The organism is Streptomyces sp. NPDC090499 (assembly GCF_044769305.1).
Lineage (GTDB): Bacteria > Actinomycetota > Actinomycetes > Streptomycetales > Streptomycetaceae > Streptomyces.
This window is the reverse complement of sequence record NZ_JBIVXP010000004.1, coordinates 212810-237320: the sequence shown is the minus strand read 5'-3', so window position 1 is coordinate 237320 and position 24511 is coordinate 212810. Positions and strand designations below refer to the sequence as shown.

19 protein-coding genes and 1 tRNA gene are annotated in these 24511 nt (G+C 70.1%); 8 read left to right on the top strand and 12 right to left on the bottom strand.

Features of this window, described 5'->3' with window-relative positions; translation table 11 throughout:
• The first annotated feature begins 242 nt into the window (after positions 1-242).
• Together ACIQVL_RS16755 and ACIQVL_RS16750 are read left to right on the top strand one after the other, a co-directional pair.
• Positions 243-1031, top strand: coding sequence for a GntR family transcriptional regulator (locus ACIQVL_RS16755; protein WP_403428539.1), 789 nt, complete (start codon positions 243-245; stop codon positions 1029-1031).
• Positions 1028-1789: a glycosyltransferase family 2 protein gene (locus ACIQVL_RS16750; RefSeq protein WP_403475633.1), complete on the top strand. Its 762-nt coding sequence runs from the start codon at positions 1028-1030 to the stop codon at positions 1787-1789. Before ACIQVL_RS16755 ends, ACIQVL_RS16750 begins: the two co-directional genes overlap by 4 nt.
• Before the next feature lie 91 nt (positions 1790-1880).
• On the opposite strand, the gene ACIQVL_RS16745 is transcribed toward ACIQVL_RS16750, so the two are convergent.
• The 3 genes from ACIQVL_RS16745 to ACIQVL_RS16735 are packed head-to-tail and all read right to left on the bottom strand — an operon-like array spanning position 1881 to position 4296.
• Complete coding sequence (locus ACIQVL_RS16745) at positions 1881-2807, bottom strand: FkbM family methyltransferase (protein ID WP_403428535.1); 927 nt, start codon at positions 2805-2807, stop codon at positions 1881-1883.
• A gap of 3 nt (positions 2808-2810) precedes the next feature.
• A complete protein-coding gene (locus ACIQVL_RS16740; RefSeq protein WP_403428532.1) occupies positions 2811-3035 on the bottom strand; it encodes a ferredoxin in 225 nt (74 codons plus the stop codon).
• Positions 3036-3084: 49 nt separating this feature from the next.
• A complete protein-coding gene (locus tag ACIQVL_RS16735; protein ID WP_403428530.1) occupies positions 3085-4296 on the bottom strand; it encodes an amidohydrolase family protein in 1212 nt (403 codons plus the stop codon).
• Between the two features lie 271 nt (positions 4297-4567).
• Between ACIQVL_RS16735 and ACIQVL_RS16730 the strand changes: the two genes are divergently transcribed.
• The 3 genes from ACIQVL_RS16730 (at position 4568) to ACIQVL_RS16720 (ending at position 10154) form a co-directional block, all read left to right on the top strand.
• Positions 4568-5017: a DoxX family protein gene (locus tag ACIQVL_RS16730; protein ID WP_403428528.1), complete on the top strand. Its 450-nt coding sequence runs from the start codon at positions 4568-4570 to the stop codon at positions 5015-5017.
• 154 nt (positions 5018-5171) lie between these two features.
• Positions 5172-5639 carry a hypothetical protein gene (locus ACIQVL_RS16725; protein WP_403475632.1) on the top strand — a complete coding sequence of 156 codons (468 nt, stop codon included), beginning with the start codon at positions 5172-5174 and terminating at the stop codon, positions 5637-5639.
• Between the two features lie 345 nt (positions 5640-5984).
• Positions 5985-10154, top strand: coding sequence for an AAA family ATPase (locus ACIQVL_RS16720; RefSeq protein WP_403475913.1), 4170 nt, complete (start codon positions 5985-5987; stop codon positions 10152-10154).
• Between the two features lie 222 nt (positions 10155-10376).
• Here ACIQVL_RS16720 and ACIQVL_RS16715 read toward each other — a convergent pair.
• The 9 genes from ACIQVL_RS16715 to dnaA form a co-directional block, all read right to left on the bottom strand.
• Positions 10377-10453: transfer RNA gene (locus ACIQVL_RS16715), tRNA-Ile, on the bottom strand.
• Positions 10454-10564: 111 nt separating this feature from the next.
• The gene (locus tag ACIQVL_RS16710; protein ID WP_403475631.1) at positions 10565-11350 is read right to left on the bottom strand and encodes a DUF3566 domain-containing protein; all 786 of its coding nucleotides are present in this window, start codon (positions 11348-11350) and stop codon (positions 10565-10567) included.
• Between the two features lie 19 nt (positions 11351-11369).
• A complete protein-coding gene (gene gyrA, locus ACIQVL_RS16705) occupies positions 11370-13964 on the bottom strand; it encodes a DNA gyrase subunit A (protein ID WP_403428522.1) in 2595 nt (864 codons plus the stop codon).
• Between the two features lie 42 nt (positions 13965-14006).
• On the bottom strand, positions 14007-16070 hold the full coding sequence (gene gyrB, locus ACIQVL_RS16700) for a DNA topoisomerase (ATP-hydrolyzing) subunit B (protein WP_403475630.1): 2064 nt from the start codon (positions 16068-16070) through the stop codon (positions 14007-14009).
• Between the two features lie 374 nt (positions 16071-16444).
• A complete protein-coding gene (locus ACIQVL_RS16695; protein WP_403428519.1) occupies positions 16445-16972 on the bottom strand; it encodes a DUF721 domain-containing protein in 528 nt (175 codons plus the stop codon).
• Positions 16969-18090: a DNA replication/repair protein RecF gene (gene recF, locus ACIQVL_RS16690; RefSeq protein ID WP_403428516.1), complete on the bottom strand. Its 1122-nt coding sequence runs from the start codon at positions 18088-18090 to the stop codon at positions 16969-16971. Before recF ends, ACIQVL_RS16695 begins: the two co-directional genes overlap by 4 nt.
• A 60-nt stretch (positions 18091-18150) precedes the next feature.
• Positions 18151-19026 (bottom strand): phosphogluconate dehydrogenase (NAD(+)-dependent, decarboxylating), encoded by an 876-nt coding sequence (gene gnd / locus ACIQVL_RS16685; RefSeq protein ID WP_403428514.1) that lies wholly within the window; start codon positions 19024-19026, stop codon positions 18151-18153.
• A 188-nt stretch (positions 19027-19214) separates the two neighbouring features.
• The gene (gene dnaN, locus ACIQVL_RS16680) at positions 19215-20345 is read right to left on the bottom strand and encodes a DNA polymerase III subunit beta (RefSeq protein ID WP_365695064.1); all 1131 of its coding nucleotides are present in this window, start codon (positions 20343-20345) and stop codon (positions 19215-19217) included.
• Between the two features lie 950 nt (positions 20346-21295).
• Entirely contained in the window at positions 21296-23242 is a 1947-nt protein-coding gene (gene dnaA / locus ACIQVL_RS16675; RefSeq protein WP_403475629.1) for a chromosomal replication initiator protein DnaA, read from the bottom strand.
• A gap of 374 nt (positions 23243-23616) precedes the next feature.
• On the opposite strand from dnaA, the gene rpmH reads away from it, so the two are divergent.
• The 3 genes from rpmH to yidD are packed head-to-tail and all read left to right on the top strand — an operon-like array spanning position 23617 to position 24510.
• On the top strand, positions 23617-23754 hold the full coding sequence (gene rpmH, locus ACIQVL_RS16670) for a 50S ribosomal protein L34 (RefSeq protein ID WP_015659252.1): 138 nt from the start codon (positions 23617-23619) through the stop codon (positions 23752-23754).
• A gap of 22 nt (positions 23755-23776) precedes the next feature.
• On the top strand, positions 23777-24148 hold the full coding sequence (rnpA, locus tag ACIQVL_RS16665) for a ribonuclease P protein component (RefSeq protein WP_089100455.1): 372 nt from the start codon (positions 23777-23779) through the stop codon (positions 24146-24148).
• On the top strand, positions 24145-24510 hold the full coding sequence (gene yidD, locus ACIQVL_RS16660; protein WP_093500828.1) for a membrane protein insertion efficiency factor YidD: 366 nt from the start codon (positions 24145-24147) through the stop codon (positions 24508-24510). Before rnpA ends, yidD begins: the two co-directional genes overlap by 4 nt.
• Position 24511: the final 1 nt, after the last annotated feature.

Below are 24511 nucleotides of genomic sequence, written 5' to 3'. Positions count from 1 at the left end.
AGCAATAGAAGTAATAGGTAACAGAAGTAGCAGAAGCAGCAGAGATACCAGAGATAGCAGAGATAACAGACAGCTCGGACGCAACGGCGCAGGGCGACTTGCGTACGTACCAGCGCCTACTGCGACACAGACCCGCGACGGGACCGCCCCGGCCGCGGGTCTCCGCACGCCCGGACACCCCGTATCCGCGGCCGGAACGGCTCGACTCATCAACTCCTCTTGAGGAGTCGTAGGCTGATCATGTGCCCAAGGCGTACGAGGAGATCGCCGACGACCTCCGCCGCTCCATCAGGCAGGGCGAGCGCGAGCCCGGCGCCCGGCTGCCCTCCGAGGCGGAGCTGGCCCGGTACTACGGGCGCAGCGTCCCGACGATCCAGAACGCGCTGCGACTGCTCAGCGCGGAGGGACTGATCGACAAGCGGCACGGCAGCGGCACCTTCGTACGCCGCCCACGCACCCGCGCGGTCCGCGACAACGAACGGCACCAGTGGGAGAAGGACCGCGCCCTGATGCCGGAGGCCACCAGGGCCGAGACCGGCGCGACCGAGCGCGACACCGGCCTGGTCATCGACGACCTGGTCTTCTACGCCCGCTACCGCGAGCTGACCGCGCCCGGCAACCTCGCCGACGCGTTCAGGGTGCCGGCGGGCACCGTGCTCCTGGAGCGCACCTACCGGACCAGGCACGCCTCCGAGAGCGCCCCCTTCAGCCTGGTGACCTCCTACCTCGTCCGAGACCTGGTCGCGGCCAACCCGGCCCTCCTGGACGAGGCCAACGAACCCTGGCCCGGCGGCACCCAGAACCAGCTGCACACCGTCGGCATCGAGGTCGACCGCGTCGAGGAACGCTTCACCGCCCGGCCGCCTACGCCGGAGGAGGCCCGGGAGCTGGACCTGCCGGACGGCACCTCGGTGATCCTGCTGCGCAAGACGTCGTACGACATCCACGACCGCATCGTCGACATCACCGCCGTCACGCTCCCCGGCGACCGCACCGAACTGCTCTTCACCACACACCTGGAAAGGTGGTGAGCGCTGCCGTGACCCGGCGCATCACCGTCGTCACCGCGGTCCACGCGCCGTCGGCCCGCTTTCTGCCCGAGGCCTACAGGTCGCTGTCCGGGCAGCGGCTGCCGGACGGCTGGGAGTGGGAGTGGCTGATCCAGGAGGACGGACACGGCGAAGAGGTCCACGGCTACGTCCCCGACGACGCGCGGGTGTCGTTCCGGCAGGGCCGCGCAGGCGGCCCCGGGGTCGCACGCACCATGGCGCTGGCCCGGGCACAGGGGCCGTACGTCAAGGTCCTCGACGCCGACGACCAGCTGCCGCCGGGTGCGCTGGGCCGTGACCTGGCCGCGCTGGAGGCCCGCCCGGACCTCGGCTGGGCCACCTCACGTGCTCTGGACCTGCTGCCGGACGGCTCCACGGCCGGTTTCCCGGGCGATCCGCAGGAGGGTCCGATCGAGCGCGGGACGGTGCTCGGCCACTGGACGGCGAACGGCTTCCGCGCCCAGGTCCACCCGGCCACCCTCTTCGTCCGCCGCGAGCTGCTGCTGGCCCTCGGCGGCTGGATGGCGCTGCCCGCCTCCGAGGACACCGGGCTGCTGCTCGCCCTCGACGCCGTCAGCCGGGGCTGGTTCTCGGCGGAGGTCGGGCTGCTCTACCGCAAGTGGGAGGGCCAGGTCACCGGCGGCCCCGCCCATACCGACCCGGTGGAGCGGGAGGCCCGCATGACGGTCGTGGCGGCACGGGCCCGGGCGCTGGCGGAGCTCGGGTGGCGGTGCGGGTGACGGTGCGGGTGGCGGTGCGGGTGGCGGTGCGGCCGGCGGTGCGGGTGGCGGTGCGGCCGGCGTACGCGGTACGACCGCGCCACCGCGTCGCTCACAGGGTCGCCGCGTCCACCCGTGAGAACACCAGGTCGCTCTCCTCGGTCACCGGGCGGTCCCAGCGGACCGGGACCACCGGTTCGCCGTAAAGGGCGCGGGGGTAGCTGTCGGCCGCGTAGCTGTTGGCGAGCCGGTAGACGTGGTACCCGGCGTCGGTCATGGTGCGCAGCAGATCGTCCGCGGAGTCGCCCAGCTGGGCCATCCGGCCGGGGGTGACCTCGACGGTGATCTCGGCGTCCGGGCGGAGCTTCGCCAGCAGCGGGGCGAGCCCGCGCACCACCGCGCCCTCCGCGCCCTCCACGTCGATCTTGACGACCCGCGCGGCCTCGATCTCCTCCGGCCGGAGGAGTTCCGGCAGCGGCACGGCCTCGATGTCGAAGCTGGACTCGGCCGGGCCGTCCCACGGGACGATGCTGTTGGCGCCCATGTTGCGGGAGCTGGCGAGCACGAAGGTCAGGGTGCGGTGGGCGTCGGAGACGGCGGCGTTGACGGCGCGGATGTTCCGGCAGCCGTTGAGCGCGCTCTGCTGTTCGAGGCGGCGGTGGAAGGCGGGGGAGGCCTCGACGGCCACCACCCGGCCCCGCTCCCCGACCAGCCGCGAGGCGAGGACGCTGAAGACGCCGATGTTGGCGCCGACGTCGACGAAGCAGTCCCCCGGCGCCAGCCGGCCGCGCAGCCAGCGGGTCATGTGCGGTTCCCACACCCCGAAGAGGTACAGGTAGCGCTGGATGAGGTCCTGGGTGTCGACCGCGAACCGGTCGCCGGAGAGCGTCTCCACGACGCGCTGCCGGGGATGGTCTCGCAGGTAGGGGTTGAGCGCACGGGCCGCGAGGGTCTTGCCCCACGGGCCCGGGAAGTCGCGGACGTAGCGGCGGCCGAGGGTGGCCAGGAGTTCGGTGAGTTCCGTGCCGGTGCTGCGCATCCGCTAGTCAGTGACCTTCTTGCCGTCGATCCGGATCGCCTGCGACGGGCAGCGCTCGGCGATGTCCCGGATCAGCTCGTCGTCGTCCCCGGGCTCTCCGGGCTCCCCGTACTCCTCGCGTCCGGGCAGGACGAAACCGTACCCGTCCTCGAAACCGAACACAGCGGGTGCCCGGAAGGCACACTCACCCGACCCATAACAGACGTCGGCGTCGACGGAGACCTTCATGGAAGGTCCCCTGCCCAGCCGGGGACCCGCTGAACCGGCGCCGCACCGGCTAGGTGAACGGCAGCTCCAGCATCCGGATGGCGTTGCCGCGCAGCAGCTTGTAGGCGATCTCGGGGGCCAGGCCGCCCACGTGCTCCTGGGCCACCCGCTTGGTCTCCGGCCAGGTCGAGTCGACGTGCGGGTAGTCCGTCTCGAAGGTGGCGTTGTCCACGCCGATCGTCTCGATCGCCTCGATGCCGTGCCGGTCCCGGAAGAAGCAGCAGAAGATCTGCCGGTAGTAGTACGTCGAGGGCGGTTCGGGGATCAGGTCCTTCACCCCGCCCCAGGCCCGGTGCTCCTCCCAGACGTCGTCGGCGCGCTCCAGGGCGTACGGGATCCAGCCCATCTGGCCCTCGCTGTACGCGAGTTTCAGCCGGGGGAACTTCACCAGGACCCCGGAGAAGAGGAAGTCCATCATCGAGGCCATGGCGTTGTTGAAGCTGAGCGAGGCCTGGACGGCGGGCGGCGCGTCGGGTGAGGCGGCCGGCATCTGCGAGCTGCTGCCGATGTGCATGTTGACGACCGTCCCGGTCTCCTCGCAGGCCGCGAAGAACGGGTCCCAGTAGCCGGAGTGGATGGACGGCAGGCCCAGGTAGGTGGGGATCTCGCTGAAGGTGACCGCCCGGACGCCGCGCTCGGCGTTGCGCCGGATCTCGGCGACGGCCAGGTCGATGTCCCACAGCGGGATCAGGCAGAGCGGGATCAGCCGGCCGCCGCTGTCCCCGCACCACTCCTCGACCATCCAGTCGTTGTAGGCGCGGACACAGGCCAGCGCGACCTCCTTGTCGTCGGCCTCGGCGAAGGTCTGCCCGCAGAAGCGGGGGAAGGTGGGGAAGCAGAGGGAGGCCTCGACATGGTTCATGTCCATGTCCTTGAGGCGTTCCTTCGGGTCCCAGCAGCCGGGCCGCATCTGCTCCCGGGTGATGCCGTCGAGCGTCATCTCGTCCCGCGAGAAGCCGACGGCCGCGATGATCCGCTTGTACGGGAAGAGCAGGCCCTCGTACTCCCACCAGTCGGTGGTCTGGCCCGCGGGGTCGGTGGTGAAGCGGTACTTGCCGCCGACGTAGGCGAGTTCGCCGATGCCGGCGGTGAAGGGCTTGGGCCCCTTGTCGCGGTACTTGCCCGGCAGCCACCGCTCGAAGAGGTGGGCGGGCTCGATCACGTGGTCGTCCACGCTGATCACCCTGGGCAGATCCTGGGTGCCGGTCGCGTTCTCTGCCATGCCTACCCCCTGCTGCCTGCGGAGTTCCGAAGTTATCTGACGGTCCATCAGATTAGCCGTCGGCATTCAGGCTAGGCCCAGGAGCCCGCACCAGCAAGGCCCACCACGCCCGGCCGGCCGCGCCCCCGCCCGCGGCACCCTGACCACGGCCCCCTGCCCGCCGCCCGCCGCCCGGAGTTCGTCCCGCCCTCCCTCTTGCGACGTACGCCGCCTTCCGCTGAACTGACAGACCGTCAGATAGTTGCCCATGGGGTTCCGGGGAGGGTGCGGGATGCGATCAGCCTTGCTGAACGGTGCCGAATGGTTCGCGGTGCTCCGCATCGGACTCGGCCTGTGGTGGCTGGAGAGCTGGCGGCACAAGGACAAGAAGCAGTGGTTCGGCGGCGGCGGCATCCGGTGGGCGGCCGGTGTGGCGGAGAAACACCGCTGGCCGGTGGTCCGGCGGGGCTTCGACACCGTCGTCGCGCCACGCCCGCGGCTGATGGCCTACGTCGTGGCCTACGCGGAGCTCGCCCTGGGCCTCGGACTGGTCGCCGGCTTCCTCACCCCGATCGCGCTGGTGGCCGGGCTCCTGCTCAACCTGGTCTACCTGGTCCTCATGATCCACGACTGGGCGGAACAGGGGCAGAACCTGATGATGGCCCTGATCTCCCTGGTCGGCCTGTTCGCGATGAGCTGGCAGAGCTGGTCGGTGGACTCGGCACTGGGGCTGTTCGGCTAGCCGGGAGCCCCTTCACCGGGAGCCCCCTCGCCGGGCGCTCCTTCGCGAGACGCCCCAAAGGGGTGCTGGGAGGGGGAGGAACTGCGCGACCAGCCCCCGCACACCCGCAGCGACCCACCGCCCACATCACGGCACTCCCAACGAGGAGGTACAGATGACGACCGACCACTCGACATCCCCCTCGGCGGAAACCCTGAGAACGCTGCACGCGGCCCGCGCCCACAGCGCGTACGAGCGTGCGGTGGCCGCCTGCCGCCACGCGGGAATCGCCCCCGACGCCGCGCAGACCGTACCGACGAGTCCCGTCGGCCGAGCCGCGAACGCACTCCGGCTGTCGGCCCAGTCGCTCGGCGCCCTGGCCGGCACCGCACCCGACCCGGCGGCGGACGCCCGCTGCGCCCGCAACGCCGCCGCCACCGCGGCTCTGTCCGCACAGGTGGCCGCTTCCCTGGACAACCGTACGGAGACGGCCTCGGCCCTGCGCGCGGCCCTCACCGCGTCCCAGGCGGCCGCGACGGCGGCCGGCGGCACCGCGGCCGGACAGGACCCGGATCTGAACGCGAGGGCCGACGACGCGGAGGAAGGGGCGGTCGCGGCGGCACGCACCGCGGGCTGGATGTGATCCCGTGCCGTTCGGCACCGGTCCCTCCCCACGTGGGGACCGGTGCCGAACGGCGCGGGAGGTGCAGGGCCGCCATCTGAGGCCGGAGGCCGGCTCAGTGGGCCAAAGCAGCTCGCGTCGTACGGCCGCTCCGGCGGAAGGCCGTCGGCCGAAGGTGACCGAGAACGTGCGGTGCCGTGAGCTGTCTCTGCCAATGCTGAGCTGGTCGGCCGGTCAGGGCGACCTCCGATCACCGCGTTGCTGAGGCGAAATCCTGCCAGCCGAGGGGGCCGTATGAGGAGGGCAGGACGTCCGGTCCAGGGCTTCGCCGCAGGTCAGCCATATAAAGTGGGTTTTCCGGTCCGGATGGCGAGCAGCGGGGAAAGTGGGGAGTGGAGAGCCTTGGGTCCCGACGCAGGGGCACGCACAGCCTTCGCGGAACGTCTCGCGTTGCTGTACAGGGAGGCCGGTAATCCTCCGCTCAAGCGCGTCGCCGAGGCGGTCGACCGGCTGCATCGCGTCGACGAGCGGGGCCGGTCCGTGCGGGTCTCCGCCCAGCGGATCAGCGACTGGCGGCGGGCGAAGAACGTGCCCGCGCAGTTCGTCGCCCTCTCCGCGGTCCTACAGGTCCTGATCCCGCAGGCCCGTCGCGCCCAGCCGACACCGGTGTCCGGCGGGCTCTACGACATGGCCCAGTGGCAGAAGCTGTGGGAGCGTGCCGTGGCCGATCCGGTCGGCGAACTGCCCGCACCGGAGGCCGAGGAGGGGGAACAGCTACCGCCGGTCGACAGCGTCTGCCCGTACCGGGGTCTGGCCTCCTACCGCCGTGAGGACGCCCGCTGGTTCTTCGGACGGGAGCGCAGTACCGACGCGCTGGTCGTCCAGCTCCGTTCCGCGGAGTCGGGCGGTGGCGGCCTGGTGATGCTGGTCGGTGCCTCGGGCGCGGGAAAGTCCTCGCTGCTGAGCGCCGGTCTGGTCACCGCGGTCCAGAGCGGCGCCCTGACCGGCGACGGAGACCTCGACCGCCCGCGGCGCATACTTCAGCTCGTCCCGGGTGCGGCCCCCGTGAAGGAGCTGACCCGCCGTATACCCGAGCTGGCCGAACCGCTCGACCTGCACGATCCGGACGCCGTGCGAAAGGCCGTCACGGCCTGGGCCCGCCGGGAAACAGCGGCCGGCCACACGGCAGCCGGGTCGACGGCGACCGCTCGAACCACGACCGCGGCCGAGCAGCCGGCGGCCGGACCGACCGCAGCTGGATCAACCAGCGATGTTTCACGTGAAACACGACCACCCGTGCAGCCCCCTCCGGCCCTTCCCGCCCTGCCCACTCCTCCGGCCCGTCCGGTCCTGATCGTCGACCAGTTCGAGGAGACCTTCACCCTCTGCACCGACGAGGCGGACCGGCGCTCCTTCGTCCAGCTCCTGCACGCGGCGAGCACCCCCGCCGCCCCCGGAGAACCGGCGCCCGCCCTCGTCGTCCTGGGCATCCGTGCCGACTTCTACGAGCAGTGCCTCGGCTATCCGGAACTGGCCGACGCCCTCCAGCACCGGCACATGGTCCTCGGCCCGCTGACCACCGCCGAACTGCGCGAGGCCGTGACCGCTCCGGCCAAGGCCGTGGGCCTGGAGCTGGAACCCGGTCTCGCCGAGCTGATCGTCCGCGAGGTGAGCGCGGACGGCCCACGCGGGGCCCATGACGCCGGTGTCCTCCCCCTCCTCTCCCATGCCCTGCTGGCCACCTGGCAGCGCCGCAAGGCGGGCCGGCTGACGCTGGCCGGTTACCGGGCGGCCGGCGGTATCCAGGGCGCCGTCGCGGCGACCGCCGAACGCGCCTGGTCGAGCCTGGACCCGGCCGCCCGCAGCGCCGCCCGGCTGCTCCTGCTCCGGCTTGTCCGGCTCGGCGAGGACACCCAGGCGACCCGCAGGCGCGGCACCCGGCGCCAGCTGGCCGCGGAATCCACCGACCCGGACAAGACGGAGGAGTCGCTCGAAGCCCTGGTCCGGGCCCGGCTGGTGACCCTCGACGCCGACACCGTGGAGATCACCCACGAGGCGCTGCTGCACGCCTGGCCCCGGCTGCGCGAGTGGCTCGACGAGGACCGCAACGGCAATCTGCTGCGCCAGCGCCTGGAGGAGGACGGCCGGGCCTGGGACGAGTCGTCGCAGGACTCCGCGCTGCTCTACCGGGGCTCCCGTCTGGAACAGGCGCACACCTGGGCGAAGTCGACCGGTGACACCTTCCTGACCCGCAGCGCGGTGGAGTTCCTGGCCGCCTCGGTACGGCTGCGCCGGCGCACGGTGTGGATCAGCCGGGCCGCCGTGTCGGCGCTGGTCGTGCTCGCGGTGCTGGCAGCCGGTTCCGCCGTGATCGCCCGGCAGCAGCGGGACGACGCGGTGTTCGAGCGGGTGGTCGCGGAGGCCGACCGTTTCCAGTACTCGGACCCGTCGCTCTCCGCCCAGCTCGACCTGGTCGCCCACGACCTGCGCCAGGACGACGAGGGCGCCAACAACCGCCTGATATCCATCGTCAACGCCCCGCTGGCCACCCCGCTGCTCGGCCACACCGGCGCCGTCTACCTCACCACCTTCAGCCCGGACGGCAAGGTCCTGGCCACCGCCGCCTACGACCGCACGGTCCGGCTGTGGGACGTGAGCGACCCGACCCGGCCGAAGGCCCTGGGCAAGCCGCTGCTCGGCCACACGAGCTGGGTCTCCAGCGCGGTCTTCAGCCCGGACGGCAGGACCCTGGCCAGCGCAGGCGACGACGGCACCGTACGCCTGTGGGACGTCTCCGATCCGCGGCACCCCACTTCCCTGGGCGCACCGCTGGCCGGGCACGACGGCACCGTCTACCTCGTCGCCTTCAGCCCGGACGGCAAGACCCTGGCCGCCGCGGACGAGGACCACACCGTCCGCCTGTGGGACGTGCACGACCCTCGCCGGCCCGCCTCGCTGGGCACCCTGACCGGCCACACCGAGGCCGTGCGCTCCATCGCGTTCAGCCCCGACGGCCGCACCCTCGCGGCCGGCAGCGACGACAACTCGATCCTCCTGTACGACCTCTCCGACCCCCGCCGCCCCGAACGCGTCGGCGCTCCGCTCACGGGACACACCGCGACCGTGCACTCGGTGGCCTTCAGCCCGGACGGCCGGACCCTCGCCAGCGGGAGCAAGGACGACACCGTACGGCTGTGGGACGTCAGCGACCGGGCCCACGCCAAGGCCCTCGGCGCGCCGCTCACCGGCCACACCGGGCCCGTCTGGTCGGTGGCCTTCAGCCCCGACGGCTCCATGCTCGCCGCGGGCAGCGCGGACTCCACGGCCAGCCTGTGGAACGTCGGCAACCCGGCCTTCCCCTCCCAGGTGGGCGAGCCGCTCGCGGGCAGCAGCGGCGAGATGTACGCCGTCGGCTGGAGCCCCGACGGTCACACCCTCGCGACCGGCAGCGGTGACGGCAAGGTGCGGCTGTGGTCGATCCCGGGTTCGGACATGACCGGTGCGGCGGGGGCGTTCAGCCCGGACGGGCGAGTCCTGGCCACCGGCGGCGGCGACAGCAGGATGCGGCTGTGGAACATCACGGATCCGGCCCGGCCCACGGCGCTCGGCAAGCCGTTCTCGACCGGGTCGCGGGACCTGCGGTCGATGGTGTTCACCCGGGACGGCCGCACGCTGATCATCCTGACCAGCGAGGACAACCTCAGCTGGGTGCAGCTGTGGAACATCTCCGACCCCGCCCACCCCGCGCAGTACGGTGCGCCGGTCCGGCTGAACACGCGGTACGCGGGGGCCGAGGCACTGGCACTGAGCCCCGACGGACGGACCGTGGCCGCCGACTACGACGACCGCACGGTGCAGCTCCTGGACATCAGCGACCCCGCCCGCCCCACGCGGCTCGGGGAGCCCCTCAAGGGCCACACCGGGTACGTCAACGCGCTCGTCTTCAGTCCGGACGGCAGGACCCTGGCCAGCGGCAGCGCGGACGGCACCGTACGCCTCTGGAACGTCTCGGACCGGACCCGGGCCAGGCCCCTGGGCGGCCCCCTGAAGGGCCACCTGGGCCCCGTCAACACCCTCGCCTACAGTCCGAACGGCCGCACCCTGGCCAGCGGCAGCGACGACGACACGGTCCGCCTGTGGAACGTCTCCGACCCGGCCCACGCGGCCCGGCTCGGCTCCGCCCTCACCGGTCACACCGAGGCGGTGGTCTCCCTGACCTTCAGCCGCGACGGCAGGACCCTGGCCAGCGGCGGGAACGACAACACGGTCCGCCTGTGGAACGTGTCGTCCCCGTCCGCGGCACACTCCATAGGCCAGTCCATGAGCCCCAACGCCAAGACGGGCAACTTCCTCTCCTTCAGCCCGCGGAGCAACATGCTGGGCGTCTCCAGCGGCGCCGACACGGTCCGGCTGTGGAGCCTCGACGTCGACCAGGCGGTCAACCGCATCTGCGCGGTCACCCGAAACGTCCTGACCCCCGCCAAATGGCGCGAGTACCTCCCCCGACTCGCCTACGACCCGCCCTGCGACGCCTGATCCACCGCCACCCCTGACCACACTTGAGTGATCCCGATCACAACTGCTCACGACGGCCGAGAAGTTGACTCCCGCCGCACAGGCCACCTTGTTAGGCTGGCCGCAACCCGGTCGCTGGTGCATCCCCCGTCGCCAGCGACCGGGCCTTTTCATACCCGGACCCGCCCCTCACGAACACCAAAGCAAAGACCCCCGGTCCATTCGGACCGGGGGTCTTTTCGCTGGTGGGGCTAACAGGATTTGAACCTGTGGCCTCATCCTTATCAGGGATGCGCTCTAACCAACTGAGCTATAGCCCCGCCGCGCTCTGCGGTGTATGTCCCGCGCGCTGACTCCTGAAGATTAGCGCACGACCGGGGCAGTCCCAAAATCGGTTGTCGGGGGACCTTCAGCAGAGGTTTGGACCGGCGTTACTCGTCCTCGGCCAAGGTCAGCTCGATGCCGCCGACGAAGCCCGCGGAGAGGTTGTAGATGAACGCGCCGAGGGTCGCCAGCGCCGTCGCGAGGACGACGTCGATGACCGCGATGATCGCCGTGAACGTCAGGACGTGCGGGAGGGAGAGGAACGCCTGGAGGTCGAAGCCGTTCGACTCGTTCGAACCGGTCGCCTCCGAGATGGTGCCGCCGACCGTCGAGAACACGCCCATCGCGTCCAGGACCATCCACAGCACCGCCGCCGCCACGATCGAGCAGATGCCCAGGGCGATGGAGAGCAGGAAGCTGACCTTCATCACCGACCAGGGATCGGCCTTGGCGACCCGCAGCCGGGCCTTGCGGGTGCGCGGGGCGGTGCGGGCCGGGGCGCCCGTACGTGGCCGTCGTACGCCCGCCGCGGGCGCCGGCTGCGTGGCCTGCGCCGCCGGGTAGGCCTGCGGCGGGTGGTAGGGCACTGCGGGCTGCTCTGCATGCCGTTCCCCGGGCAGCGGGGAGGCCCCCTGCTGCTGCGGCTGCGCGGGCGCCGGCCGGTCACCCGGCGCGGCCGGCCCTCGGGTGTCGGTCACGGTTCCCCCCTGCGCTCCCGGTGCGTCGGACGCGGGCGCCTTCGCAGGCGCCTTGATCGCCTTCAGCTGGGTCGTGTGCGTGTCCGCCTGCTGCGGTGCACCGCCCCCGTCGGACGCGGCGGAGCCACGGCCGCCGCCGTCCGCATCCGTACCCGTCGAGGTACCGGCCGATCCGGCGCCCGTGGCTCCGCTCACGATGACTCACTCCTCGTGCCTACTCGGCCGAGGGCGCCTCACCCTCGTCCGTGCCGCTGGTCGCGACACCCTCGGCGGTCTCGTCCACGGCGTCCTCGCCGTCGACTTCCTCCGCCTCGCTGCCGGCCTCGGCGTTACGTGCGATACCCACGACGGCATCGCGCTTGCCCAGGTTGATCAGTTGGACGCCCATGGTGTCACGGCCCGTCTCCCTGACCCCGCTGACTCGCGTGCGAATCACACCGCCGGACAGGGTGATGGCGAGGATCTCGTCGTTCTCCTCGACGATCAGCGCGCCGACCAGCGAACCGCGGTCCTCCACGATCTTGGCGGCCTTGATACCGAGGCCGCCGCGGCCCTGGACGCGGTACTCGTCGACACGGGTCCGCTTCGCGTACCCCCCGTCGGTGGCAGTGAACACGAACGTACCGGGTCGAACAACATTCATCGACAGAAGTTCATCCCCCTCACGGAAACTCATGCCCTTGACACCGGAGGTGGCCCGGCCCATGGGTCGCAGAGTGTCGTCGGAGGCGGTGAACCTGATCGACTGCGCCTTCTTGCTGATCAGAAGCAGATCGTCTTCCGCCGAAACCAGCTCGGCACCGATCAGTTCGTCATCGGAACTGTCCTCGCGCTCCCGCAGGTTGATCGCGATGACACCGCCGGAGCGGGGCGAATCGTAATCCTTCAGAGGCGTCTTCTTGACCAGACCGGCCTTGGTGGCGAGCACCAGGTAGTCCGCCGCGTCGTAGTCGCGGATCGCGAGGATCTCGGCGATCGCCTCGTCCGGCTGGAAGGCCAGCAGGTTCGCCACGTGCTGACCGCGCGCGTCCCGGCCGGCGTCCGGCAGCTCGTAGGCCTTCGCCCGGTACACCCGGCCCTTGTTCGTGAAGAACAGCAGCCAGTGGTGCGTGGTGGAGACGAAGAAGTGGTCGACGATGTCGTCTTCCTTCAGCTTCGTCCCGCGCACGCCCTTGCCGCCGCGCTTCTGCGCCCGGTAGTCGACGGTCTTGGTCCGCTTGACGTACCCGCCACGCGAGACCGTGACGACGATGTCCTCCTCGGCGATCAGGTCCTCGATGGACATGTCACCGTCGTAGGGCACCAGCATGGTCTTGCGGTCGTCGCCGAACTTCTCCACGATCGCGGCGAGCTCGGCGCTGACGATCCCGCGCTGGCGCTCCGGCGAGGCCAGGATCGCGTTGTACTCGGTGATCTTCGCCTGGAGCTCGTCGTGCTCCTGGATGATCTTCTGGCGCTCCAGGGCGGCCAGCCGGCGCAGCTGCATCTCCAGGATGGCATTGGCCTGGATCTCGTCGATCTCCAGGAGCCCCATCAGGCCCGTGCGCGCGATCTCGACCGTGTCACTGGCCCGGATCAGCGCGATGACCTCGTCGATCGCGTCCAGCGCCTTCAGCAGACCACGCAGGATGTGCGCCCGCTCCTCGGCCTTGCGCAGCCGGAAGCGCGTACGGCGGACGATGACCTCGATCTGGTGCGTCACCCAGTGCCGGATGAACGCATCGAGCGAGAGCGTGCGCGGCACGCCGTCGACCAGCGCCAGCATGTTGGCGCCGAAATTGGTCTGCAGGTCGGTGTGCTTGTAGAGGTTGTTCAGGACGACCTTGGCGACCGCGTCCCGCTTCAGCACGATGACCAGGCGCTGACCGGTGCGCGAGGAGGTCTCGTCGCGGACGTCCGCGATGCCGCCGACCTTGCCGTCCTTCACCAGGTCGGCGATCTTCTGCGCGAGGTTGTCGGGGTTGGTCTGGTACGGCAGCTCGGTGACCACCAGGCACTGGCGGTTCTGGATCTCCTCGACCTCGACGACCGCGCGCATGGTGATCGAGCCACGGCCCGTGCGGTAGGCCTCCTCGATGCCCTTGCGGCCGACGACCAGCGCGCCGGTCGGGAAGTCCGGGCCCTTGATCCGCTCGATCAGCGCGTCCAGGAGCTCCTCGTGCGAGGCCTCCGGGTTCTCCAGGCACCACTGGGCGCCGGCCGCGACCTCGCGCAGGTTGTGCGGCGGGATGTTGGTCGCCATGCCGACCGCGATACCGGCGGAGCCGTTGATCAGCAGGTTCGGGAAGCGGGCGGGCAGAACGGTCGGCTCCTGGGAGCGGCCGTCGTAGTTGTCCGTGAAGTCGACGGTCTCCTCGTCGATGTCGCGGACCATCTCCATCGACAGCGGCGCGAGCTTGCACTCGGTGTACCGCATGGCGGCCGCCGGGTCGTTGCCCGGGGAGCCGAAGTTGCCGTTGGAGTCGACGAGCGGCATGCGCATCGACCAGGGCTGGGCGAGGCGGACCAGGGCGTCGTAGATCGAGCTGTCGCCGTGCGGGTGGTAGTTGCCCATGACGTCGCCGACCACACGCGCGCACTTGTAGAAGCCGCGCTCGGGGCGGTAGCCGCCGTCGTACATGGCGTACAGCACCCGGCGGTGGACGGGCTTGAGACCGTCCCGGACGTCCGGCAGCGCACGGGACACGATGACGGACATCGCGTAGTCCAGGTACGAGCGCTGCATCTCCGTCTCGAGCCCCACGGGCTCGACACGCATCGCGAGTTCGCCGCCCTCTTCAGGGGTGACGGGAGTGTTCTCGTCGGCCATTGCTGGTGAAGATCCTTCCCTGTGCGGTCAGCTGAGACCGACTCAGATGTCGAGGAAGCGGACGTCCTTGGCGTTGCGCTGGATGAACGCGCGGCGGGCCTCGACGTCCTCGCCCATCAGGACCGAGAACAGGTCGTCGGCCTGGGCGGCGTCGTCGAGCGTGACCTGGCCCAGGACGCGGTGCTCCTGGTCCATGGTCGTGATGCGCAGCTCCTCGGCGTTCATCTCGCCGAGACCCTTGAAGCGCTGGATCGAGTCCTCGCGGACCCGCTTGCCGCGCTGGCGGCCCATCTCCAGGAGCGCGTCGCGCTCACGGTCGGAGTACGCGTACTCGGTGTCGTCCCGGCCCCACTTGATCTTGTACAGCGGCGGCCGTGAGAGGTACACGTGCCCGGCCTCGACCAGCGGCCGCATGAAGCGGAACAGGAAGGTCAGCAGCAGCGTGCTGATGTGCTGGCCGTCGACGTCGGCGTCCGCCATCAGGATGATCTTGTGATAGCGGAGCTTCTCGATGTCGAAGTCCTCGTGCACACCGGTGCCGAACGCGGAGATCAGCGCCTGGATCTCCTGGTTCTGCAGGATCTTGTCGATCCGCGCCTTCTCGACGTTGAGGATCTTGCCCCGGATCGGGAGGATCGCCTGGTACTGCGGGTTGCGGCCGGACTTGGCCGAGCCGCCGGCGGAGTCACCCTCGACGATGAAGATCTCGCACTTGGTGGGGTCGTTCGACTGGCAGTCGGAGAGCTTGCCCGGCAGGGACGCCGACTCCAGGAGGCCCTTGCGGCGGGTGAGGTCGCGGGCCTTGCGGGCCGCCACGCGTGCGGTGGCCGCCTGGATGCCCTTGCGGATGATGTCCGCCGCCTCCACCGGGTTGCGGTCCAGCCAGTCGTTCAGGTGCTCGTAGACCGCCTTCTGCACGAAGGTCTTGGCCTCCGTGTTGCCCAGCTTGGTCTTCGTCTGGCCCTCGAACTGCGGCTCGCTCAGCTTGACCGAGATGATCGCGGTCAGACCCTCGCGGATGTCGTCACCGGTGAGGTTGTCGTCCTTCTCCCGGAGCAGCTTCTTGTCGCGCGCATACTTGTTGATCAGCGAGGTCAGCGCCGCGCGGAAGCCCTCCTCGTGGGTGCCGCCCTCATGCGTGTGGATGATGTTGGCGAACGAGTACACACCCTCGCTGTAGCCGCTGTTCCACTGCATCGCGACCTCGAGGGACAGGCTCTTGTCCTTGTCCTCGGCCTCCAGGTCGATCACCGTCGGGTGCACCACGTCGCCCTTGCGGGAGTTGAGGTACTTCACGAAGTCGACGATGCCGCCCTCGTAGTGGTACGTGACGGTCTTGACCTCGGCCTTCTCGTCCGCGCCCGCCTCGTCGGCGCCGGCCACGGCCTTCGCCGACTCGCGCTCGTCGGTGAGCCGGATCGTCAGGCCCTTGTTGAGGAAGGCCATCTCCTGGAAGCGCCGAGAGAGCGTCTCGAAGGAGTACTCGGTGGTCTCGAAGATGTCCGGGTCCGCCCAGAACGTGACCGAGGTGCCGGTCTCGCCCGTCTCCTCGTGCTGCACCAGCGGAGCCGTCGGGACGCCCAGCTTGTAGTCCTGCGTCCAGCGGTGGCCGTCCGTCTTGATCTCGACGGACACCTTGGACGACAGCGCGTTCACGACGGAGACACCCACACCGTGCAGACCGCCGGAGACGGCGTAACCGCCGCCGCCGAACTTGCCACCCGCGTGCAGCACGGTCAGCACGACCTCGACGGCCGGCTTGCCCTCGGACGCCACGATGCCGACCGGGATGCCGCGGCCGTTGTCGACGACACGCACACCGCCGTCGGCCAGGATCGTCACGTCGATGGTGTCCGCATGGCCGGCCAGCGCCTCGTCGACGGAGTTGTCCACGACCTCGTACACCAGGTGGTGCAGACCGCGCTCGCCGGTCGAACCGATGTACATACCGGGTCGCTTGCGGACCGCGTCCAGCCCTTCGAGCACGGTGATGGCACTCGCGTCGTACGAGGCGGTGACCTCACCGTTCGTGCCGATGTCGGTGGACGGGATGTTCTCGTTGGGGTTGCCGGAATCGGCCACGAAGCGCCCTTTCTGGCACAGCACGAGCCAGGCTCGTCGGCAGGTTGCCGGAGCGGCTGCGGCATGTTGCGTTGGTAAGCCTTGATCAGCGTTGCTCAGCTTTTCCCGGGCGGTCCCCACGTTCGGGGCGGGATTGTCTTCCAGTCTACCGGTAGCGCCGACAGTGATGGGGGTTTGCCGGTACCTGAGTCCGCATGTGCCGCCCTGAACCCGCCTCCGCCGACTCCCGATATACGGATGGGGGCTCCAAGAGGCTCACGGAGGCACTCAGCGCTTCCGACTGTCAACCCTTGGCTACTCCGGCGTCAGGTCGCGATTCGCAACCGCGTGCGGTCGTACGACGACCGGCCGGGGCGGCCGTGGAACGGCACCGCACCCGGCTGCGATCGTGACGTAAGTCACCCGTAGGTATCCCCGGGACCCGTGCTCCCAGGGGCGCGCAACGGGCCGTAGCGCCGGGCCGGACCACCGGGATTGAGCACCTTGATCAGGCGTACGGTGCCGTGCCCCAGGTCCTCGTTCAGGCGGGCGACGAGCGCGGGCGCGAGGTGGCGCAGCTGGGTCGCCCAGGCCGTGGAGTCGCACTGGACGACCAGCACCCGCTCGTCCTCGTCGTACCGCTGCGGCACGCAGTGCTTGGCCAGGTCCTCACCGACGATCTCCGGCCAGCGGCCCATCACCCCGCCCACCGCGGCCGGCGTCTCCCAGCCGCGCTCGGTGATCAGCCGGTTGATCGCGGAACCCAGCGCCATCGGGTCGCGGCCGTCGGCGCGCGCGCCGGAGCGCAGGCCACCGCGCCGCGCCTGCTTCTTCTGCTGCGCCGCGTCGCCACGCGCGCGTGCCGCCTCCTTCGCCGCCTTGAGCGCCACGCGCGCGAGGTCGACACCGGAGGGTTCGTTCTTGGGCGCCGGTCCGTCGGTCGTCATGCGCGCTCCACCGTCCCGTCGGCCACCGCGTACCGCGTACCGGCGAGGACGTGCGGTACGTCGTCGTCCACGGCGGCGGTGACCAGCACCTGCTCGCCGGGAGCGACCAGCTCCGCCAGTCGCTCCCGGCGCCGGGCGTCCAGCTCGGCGAACACGTCGTCGAGCACCAGCACCGGCTCGTTCCCCTCGGCCCGCAGCAGGTCGTACGACGCCAGGCGCAGCGCCAGCGCGTACGACCAGGACTCGCCGTGCGAGGCGTAGCCCTTGGCGGGCAGCTGGCCGAGCTTGAGGACCAGGTCGTCGCGGTGCGGGCCGACCAGGGTCACGCCCCGCTCGATCTCCTGTTTGCGAGCGTCCGCCAGCGCCGCCATCAGCTGGCCGTACAGATCCTCGCGCGTGTGCGCCTCACCGGGCGCCGACGGCCTGTAATCCAGCGCGACGGGGCCGCCACCGGGCGCCAGCTGCTCGTACGCCTTGTCCGCGAGGGGCTGGATCGTGGCGACCAGGTCGAGCCGCTGGGCAAGCAGCTCGGCGCCGGCCCGCGCCAGGTGCTGGTCCCACACGTCGAGCGTGGACAGATCCATGGAACGGCCGCCGTGCCGCCGGGCGAGGGCGGCGGATTTCAACAGGGTGTTCCGCTGCTTGAGCACCCGCTCGTAGTCGGACCGCACACCAGCCATCCGCGGCGACCGCGCGGTGACCAGCTCGTCCAGGAAACGGCGCCGCTCCCCGGGGTCCCCCTTCACCAGCGCGAGGTCCTCGGGCGCGAACAGCACGGTCCGTACGATCCCCAGCACGTCACGCGGCCTGACCTGCGAGGACCTGTTGATGCGGGCGCGGTTGGCCTTGCCGGGGTTCAGCTCCAGCTCGACCAGCTGCTGCCTCTCGCCCTGCCGGACCTGCGCCCGGATGATCGCCCGGTCGGCGCCCATCCGGACCAGGGGAGCGTCGGAGGCGACCCGGTGGCTGCCGAGGGTGGCGAGATAGCCGACGGCCTCGACGAGGTTGGTCTTGCCCTGGCCGTTGGGGCCGACGAAGGCGGTGACGCCCGGGTCGAGCGGGACCTCGACCCGGGCATAGGAGCGGAAGTCGGCCAGCGACAGATGCGTGACGTGCATAGGTGTTTCGCCGACCTCCCCGCGACCTGCTGTTTCGTCGTGCTTGTTGCTCTTGCTCTGCTACTTCGCCTCTACGGCGTGGCCGCCGAACTGGTTGCGCAGCGCGGCGATCATCTTCATCTGCGGCGAGTCGTCCTGCCGGGAGGCGAACCGCGCGAACAGCGAGGCGGTGATCGCGGGCAGCGGCACCGCGTTGTCTATGGCGGCTTCCACAGTCCACCGGCCCTCGCCGGAGTCCTGTGCAAAACCCTTCAGCCTGTCCAGGTGCTCGTCCTCGTCGAGGGCGTTCACCGCGAGGTCGAGCAGCCAGGAACGGATGACCGTCCCTTCCTGCCAGGAGCGGAAGACCTCGCGCACGTCCGTGACCGAGTCGACCTTCTCCAGGAGCTCCCAGCCCTCGGCGTAGGCCTGCATCATCGCGTACTCGATGCCGTTGTGGACCATCTTCGCGAAGTGGCCCGCACCGACCTTGCCGGCGTGCACCGAACCGAAGTCGCCCTCGGGCTTCAGCGCGTCGAAGACCGGCCGGACCTTCCCGACGTGCTCGGCGTCGCCGCCGTACATCAGGGCGTAGCCGTTCTCCAGGCCCCAGACACCGCCGGAGACGCCGCAGTCGACGAACCCGATGCCCTTGGCCGCCAGCTCCTCGGCGTGCCTCTCGTCGTCCGTCCAGCGGGAGTTACCGCCGTCGACGACCACGTCACCGGGCTCCAGGAGCTCGGCCAGCTCGTCGATGGTGGACTGGGTCGGCGCCCCGGCCGGGACCATCACCCACACCACGCGCGGCCCGCTGAGCTTGCCCACAAGCTCTTCCAGGCTGTGGACATCGGCGAGGTCCGGGTTGCGGTCGTATCCGACGACGGTGTGGCCCGCGCGGCGGATCCGCTCGCGCATGTTGCCGCCCATCTTGCCGAGGCCGACGAGACCGAGCTCCATCAGTTGGTTCCTTAGGTTGCGGTGTGGCAGGAGAGGCACGTTCGTGCCTGCGTCCGAGCCTAATCCCGGCCCTTTGCGCACAGTTGTGGGCATAGCCGCTCACCTGGGGAAACCCACCGGACGCCGGTGCCGGATACCCACAGGGGACACCCGGCACCGTGCACAGCTGTGGACAACTCGGCCGCTGATCAGCCGCTGAGCCGCACCGGCATGATCAGGTACTTGTACGCGTCGTCCGACTCGGCGTCGAGCGCGGGCTTTCCGCTCAGCAGCGCCGGCTTCGTGGACGTCGTGAACGACAGCTGGGCCACCGGCGAGTCGATCGCGCTCAGACCGTCGAGCAGGAAGGTCGGGTTGAAGGCGATGGAGACGTCGTCCCCCTCCAGCTGCGCGTCGACCCGCTCCACAGCCTGTGCGTCGTCGCTGGAACCGGCCTCCAGGATCAGCACGCCCTGCTCGAAGCTGAGCCGTACCGGGGTGTTCCGCTCGGCGACCAGGGCGACACGCTTGACGGCCTCCACGAAGGGGGCGGTCTCGATCACGGCCACGGAGTTGAACTCGGTCGGGAACAGCGACCGGTACTTCGGCAGGTCGCCTTCGAGCAGCCGCGTGGTGGTACGCCGGCCCGCGCCCTCGAAACCGATGAGCCCCTCGCCCGCGCCCGAGCCGGAGAGCGCCAGGATGACGCTGTCGCCGCTCGTGAGGGCCTTGGCGGTGTCCAGGAGCGTCTTGGCGGGCACCAGGGCGACCGCGGACGCCTCCGGGTTCTCCGGCTTCCACAGGAACTCGCGGACCGCGAAACGGTAGCGGTCGGTGGAGGCCAGGGTGACCGTGTCGCCCTCGATCTCGATGCGCACACCGGTGAGCACCGGCAGCGTGTCGTCACGCCCGGCGGCGATGGCCACCTGGGAGACCGCGGAGGCGAAGACCTCGCCGGGGACCGTGCCCGTCGCGTTCGGCATCTGCGGCAGGGACGGGTACTCCTCCACCGGCAGCGTGTGCAGCGTGAACCGGGACGATCCACAGACCACCGTGGCTCGTACACCGTCTGTGGAAATCTCCACCGGCCGGTTGGGGAGCGCGCGGCAGATGTCGGCGAGCAGTCGGCCGGAGACGAGGACCGTGCCCTCCTCCTCGACCTCGGTCTCGACGCTGACCCGCGCGGAGACCTCGTAGTCGAAGCTGGACAGGCTCAGCTGGCCGTCCTCGGCCTTCAGCAGCAGGCCGGCGAGGACCGGCGCCGGCGGACGGGCCGGGAGGCTGCGTGCCGCCCACGCCACTGCCTCCGCGAGTACGTCGCGTTCCACCCGGATCTTCACCGTAAGCCCGCCTCCTGCTGTCGCCGGGGCTTCTCGCCCTGCTGCGTCTTCGTCGTCTGTCCCGGTGTCGTCGGCCCCGGGGAGGGGAAGAACACCGGGGACCAGTCTGACGCACCGCACTGACAGCTGGTGCCTCTCGGGGTCAAGTCGTGACGAGGCGCGGTCAGAGGCCGGAGAGCGAGTTGTGCACAGGGCCCTCTTCGAAACGGATTCCCAGCTCTCTCTAGTTGTCAGTAGTAGTAGGGGCTGTGGATACCGTGGATAACCTCGTTTGCCCAGCTCAGGGCGGAGATTTTGTCCACTGCCCCTGTGGGCGGACCCGGTGGAAAACTGGGTGTCGCTGTGGAGAACAGAAAGTTCTGCACACGCCATGCACAGCCCGGGGGGACTTCTCCCCAACGCCGTCCCCAGCTTTACCCACCTTTCCCACAGCCCAACCCGGCACCTTCGTGTGACGCCTTTCACTCGACCCGGTGAGGAGGCGCGTCGCGTTGCCGAACAGTGGACAGCGGTGTGGAGAAGCCGGGGGTCGCTGGGGACAACCGCCCCTCACCCTGTGGGCGACCGGTGGACAACTTCGTGCACAGCCTGTGGATCTTTTCCTCGTCCACAGTCTGTGGAGATCCGTTGTCCACGATTCCACAGCCACCTGAGCTGCCCTGATGCGGTTTCAACCCCCAGCCTGTGGACGACGTTCGGGACAACTTCACAGTCCCCAGGGTGTGGACGCAAGAAAGTCGGCAAATCTGTGGAGGACGCCCGTAACCAGGCAGGTAATCGAACAGCGGACCTCGCTGCAGCGCCCTCTTGGGGGCGCGGGGAACTGCGCGACCAGCCCCCACCGACCGGCACGGGACCCCTCCGAACCGCTCCAGGACGCCGAAAGGGCGCCCCGGGATGTCTCCCAAGGGCGCCCTGAACGCCGTGGAACCGTCGGCCGAACCCCGCCGCTACCCGTTCTTGATCCGGTTCGTCAGCTCCGTCACCTGGTTGTAGATCGACCGCCGCTCCGCCATCAGTGCCCGGATCTTCCGGTCCGCGTGCATCACGGTCGTGTGGTCCCGGTTCCCGAACTGCGCCCCGATCTTCGGCAGCGACAGATCCGTCAGCTCCCGGCACAGGTACATGGCGATCTGCCGGGCCGTGACCAGCTGCCGCCCGCGCGAGCTCCCGCACAGGTCCTCGACGGTGAGCCCGAAGTAGTCCGCGGTCGCCGCCATGATCGCCGTCGCGCTGATCTCCGGCGTGGAGTCCTGCCCTCCGGGGATCAGGTCCTTCAGCACGATCTCGGTCAGCCCGAGATCGACCGGCTGCCGGTTGAGCGACGCGAACGCCGTCACCCGGATCAGCGCGCCTTCCAGCTCACGGATGTTGCGCGAGATGCGGGAGGCGATGAACTCCAGCACCTCCGGGGGCGCGTTGAGCTGTTCCTGCACCGCCTTCTTGCGCAGGATCGCGATGCGGGTCTCCAGCTCCGGCGGCTGGACGTCGGTGATCAGGCCCCACTCGAAACGGTTCCGCAGCCGGTCCTCCAGGGTGACCAGCTGCTTGGGCGGCCGGTCGCTGGAGAGCACGATCTGCTTGTTCGCGTTGTGCAGCGTGTTGAAGGTGTGGAAGAACTCCTCTTGCGTCGACTCCTTGTCCGCGAGGAACTGGATGTCGTCGACGAGCAGGATGTCCATCTCGCGGTAGCGCTTGCGGAAGCTGTCGCCCTTGCCGTCGCGGATCGAGTTGATGAACTCGTTGGTGAACTCCTCCGAGCTCACGTACCGCACGCGCGTGCCCGGGTACAGGCTCCGCGCGTAGTGCCCGATCGCGTGCAGCAGGTGCGTCTTGCCGAGTCCCGACTCCCCGTAGATGAAGAGGGGGTTGTACGCCTTCGCGGGCGCCTCGGCGACGGCGACCGCGGCCGCGTGTGCGAAGCGGTTGGACGCGCCGATGACGAACGTGTCGAAGAGGTACTTGGGGTTCAGGCGGGCCGTCGGCTCGCCGGGGCCGCCGGCCGGCGCGGGCTTCGCGCCCAGCGGCCCGGGCCCGCCGGCGCTCGGCATGTCCGGTCGTCCGGGCCCACCCCGGTGCCCCTGGCCCGGCCCGCCCGAGGGCTCGGGCAGCTCACGGCGCCCGGAGTCCCGGTCGTAGTCGGACCGGTCATGGGGGGGCCGGTCATGGTTGGGCCGCTCGTACTCGGAGCGGTCGTAGTCGGGCCGGTCGTAGTCGGGGCGCGGCGGTTCGTACTCCGCGCGCTGCTGCTCGTACGGGGACCGGTCCAGCGGCTGCTGCGGGCGGTACTCCTGGGCGTACGCGTCCTGGCCGCCGTACCCGTCCGAGCGGTACGCGTCCTGGGACGGCGAGGCATAGGGGTCGCGCTCCGGGAAGCCCAGCCGCGGCTGCTGCCAGCTGTACTCGTCCTGCCCGGGGCGCGGCCACGCGCCCGGCTCGGGGCGCTGGTACTCGGAGGGGTAGGCGGGGCGGGCGGTGGGCAGCTGGTCGCGGCCGCCCTGGTCCGGCAGCTGATCCGCGCGGTGCCGGCCGTACCCGCCGTCGTACTGCGGCGACGGGTGCTCGGGTTCGTCGTAGCGATGTTTCTGCACGGGGGGCGCCGGCGGGGCCGGGGGCTCGCCGGCGGACTCGTCCACGGTGATCGCGATCCGGATCGGGCGCCCGCACTCGCGGCTCAGGGTCTCGCTGACGATCGGTGCGAGACGGCCCTCCAGTACGTTCTTCGCGAATTCGTTCGGTACGGCGAGCAGAGCGGTGTCCGCCACCAGCGCGAGCGGCTGGCAGCGCCTGATCCAGTGCTCGTCCTTCGCCTCCACACCCTGACCGCGGCCCTCACCGAGGAGCTGCTCCAGTACTCGTGGCCACACTGCGGCAAGATCGGCAGGTACGTCAGCCACAGGGCACGCTCTCTCACAGGTCCCACGAACGTGTGGTTCGAGGACGGGTCGGGATGAATATCGGGTCGGGCGGGGATAAAGGAACGAATCGGAGTTCAGCCACGGTAGTCAGCGTGGCGGGTGCGGTTCAAGTTGTTGTCCCCAGCCTGTGGATAGTGTCTCTCCGTCACTGCTGGTTTGACCGAATGGCGTAGCCCCGCGTACCGTAACCAGGTCGAGTTGTCGATGGCTGCTGCCGCCTGCCTCCGATGGGCACAGATCGCTGAAGGTGATCGGGAAGCGGTGCACTCGGGCGTGATGCGAGCTACTCGTGGGCGCACGGTGACAGCCAGGACGGCACCCGCCACCACCGATTTGATTTCTGGAGCCCCCGAGTGAGCAAGCGCACCTTCCAGCCGAACAACCGTCGTCGCGCCAAGACCCACGGCTTCCGCCTGCGGATGCGCACCCGTGCCGGCCGCGCGATTCTCGCGAACCGTCGTGCCAAGGGTCGCGCCAGCCTGTCCGCCTGATCCCGATTCAGGTCATGACGTCGTGCTGCCTACCGAGCATCGGCTGAGGCGGCGCGAGGACTTCGCGACCGCGGTACGACGGGGGCGCCGGGCCGGCCGCCCGTCCCTCGTCGTCCACCTTCGAAGCGGTGCCACGGACCCGCACGCGCCTGGGGAGAGCGCTCCCCCGACGCGTGCGGGTTTCGTCGTGAGCAAGGCCGTGGGTGGTGCGGTTGTGCGCAACACAGTGAAGCGCAGACTGCGTCATCTGATGCGTGAGCGAGTCGCCCTGTTCCCCCCCGGTAGCCTGGTAGTCGTACGAGCGCTGCCCGGAGCGGGCGACGCCGACCATGCACAGCTGGCCCGAGACCTGGACGCCGCCATCGAGCGGCTGCTGGGAGGGGGCGCGCGATGAAGTACCCGCTGCTGGCTCTGATCAAGCTGTACCAGTGGACGATCAGTCCGCTGCTGGGCCCGGTGTGCAAGTACTACCCGTCGTGCTCCCACTACGGCTACACGGCCATCGACCGGCACGGTGCGATCAAGGGCACGGCACTCACGGCCTGGCGCATCCTGCGGTGCAATCCGTGGTCGCTCGGCGGTGTGGACCATGTTCCGCCGCGCAAGCGCCCGCGGTGGCACGAAATGCTGCGTGACGCCTGGCGTGCACGCAGGGGCGGGCCCTCCGCCGCCGAACCGGCCACCGAGGAGAAGCCTCCCTCCGAGCTTCCTTCGAGCCCGGCCGCAGAGACTTCGTCCCATGCCCAAGGAGCATGAT

Coding starts and splice junctions, on each gene's coding strand:
- ACIQVL_RS16745 (WP_403428535.1), bottom strand. CDS start 2,807: ATGCGCAGCACCGGCACGGAACTCACCGAACTCCTGGCCACCCTCGGC.
- ACIQVL_RS16740 (WP_403428532.1), bottom strand. CDS start 3,035: ATGAAGGTCTCCGTCGACGCCGACGTCTGTTATGGGTCGGGTGAGTGT.
- ACIQVL_RS16735 (WP_403428530.1), bottom strand. CDS start 4,296: ATGGCAGAGAACGCGACCGGCACCCAGGATCTGCCCAGGGTGATCAGC.
- ACIQVL_RS16730 (WP_403428528.1), top strand. CDS start 4,568: ATGCGATCAGCCTTGCTGAACGGTGCCGAATGGTTCGCGGTGCTCCGC.
- ACIQVL_RS16725 (WP_403475632.1), top strand. CDS start 5,172: ATGACGACCGACCACTCGACATCCCCCTCGGCGGAAACCCTGAGAACG.
- ACIQVL_RS16720 (WP_403475913.1), top strand. CDS start 5,985: ATGGCGAGCAGCGGGGAAAGTGGGGAGTGGAGAGCCTTGGGTCCCGAC.
- gyrA (WP_403428522.1), bottom strand. CDS start 13,964: ATGGCCGACGAGAACACTCCCGTCACCCCTGAAGAGGGCGGCGAACTC.
- ACIQVL_RS16695 (WP_403428519.1), bottom strand. CDS start 16,972: ATGACGACCGACGGACCGGCGCCCAAGAACGAACCCTCCGGTGTCGAC.
- recF (WP_403428516.1), bottom strand. CDS start 18,090: ATGCACGTCACGCATCTGTCGCTGGCCGACTTCCGCTCCTATGCCCGG.
- gnd (WP_403428514.1), bottom strand. CDS start 19,026: ATGGAGCTCGGTCTCGTCGGCCTCGGCAAGATGGGCGGCAACATGCGC.
- yidD (WP_093500828.1), top strand. CDS start 24,145: ATGAAGTACCCGCTGCTGGCTCTGATCAAGCTGTACCAGTGGACGATC.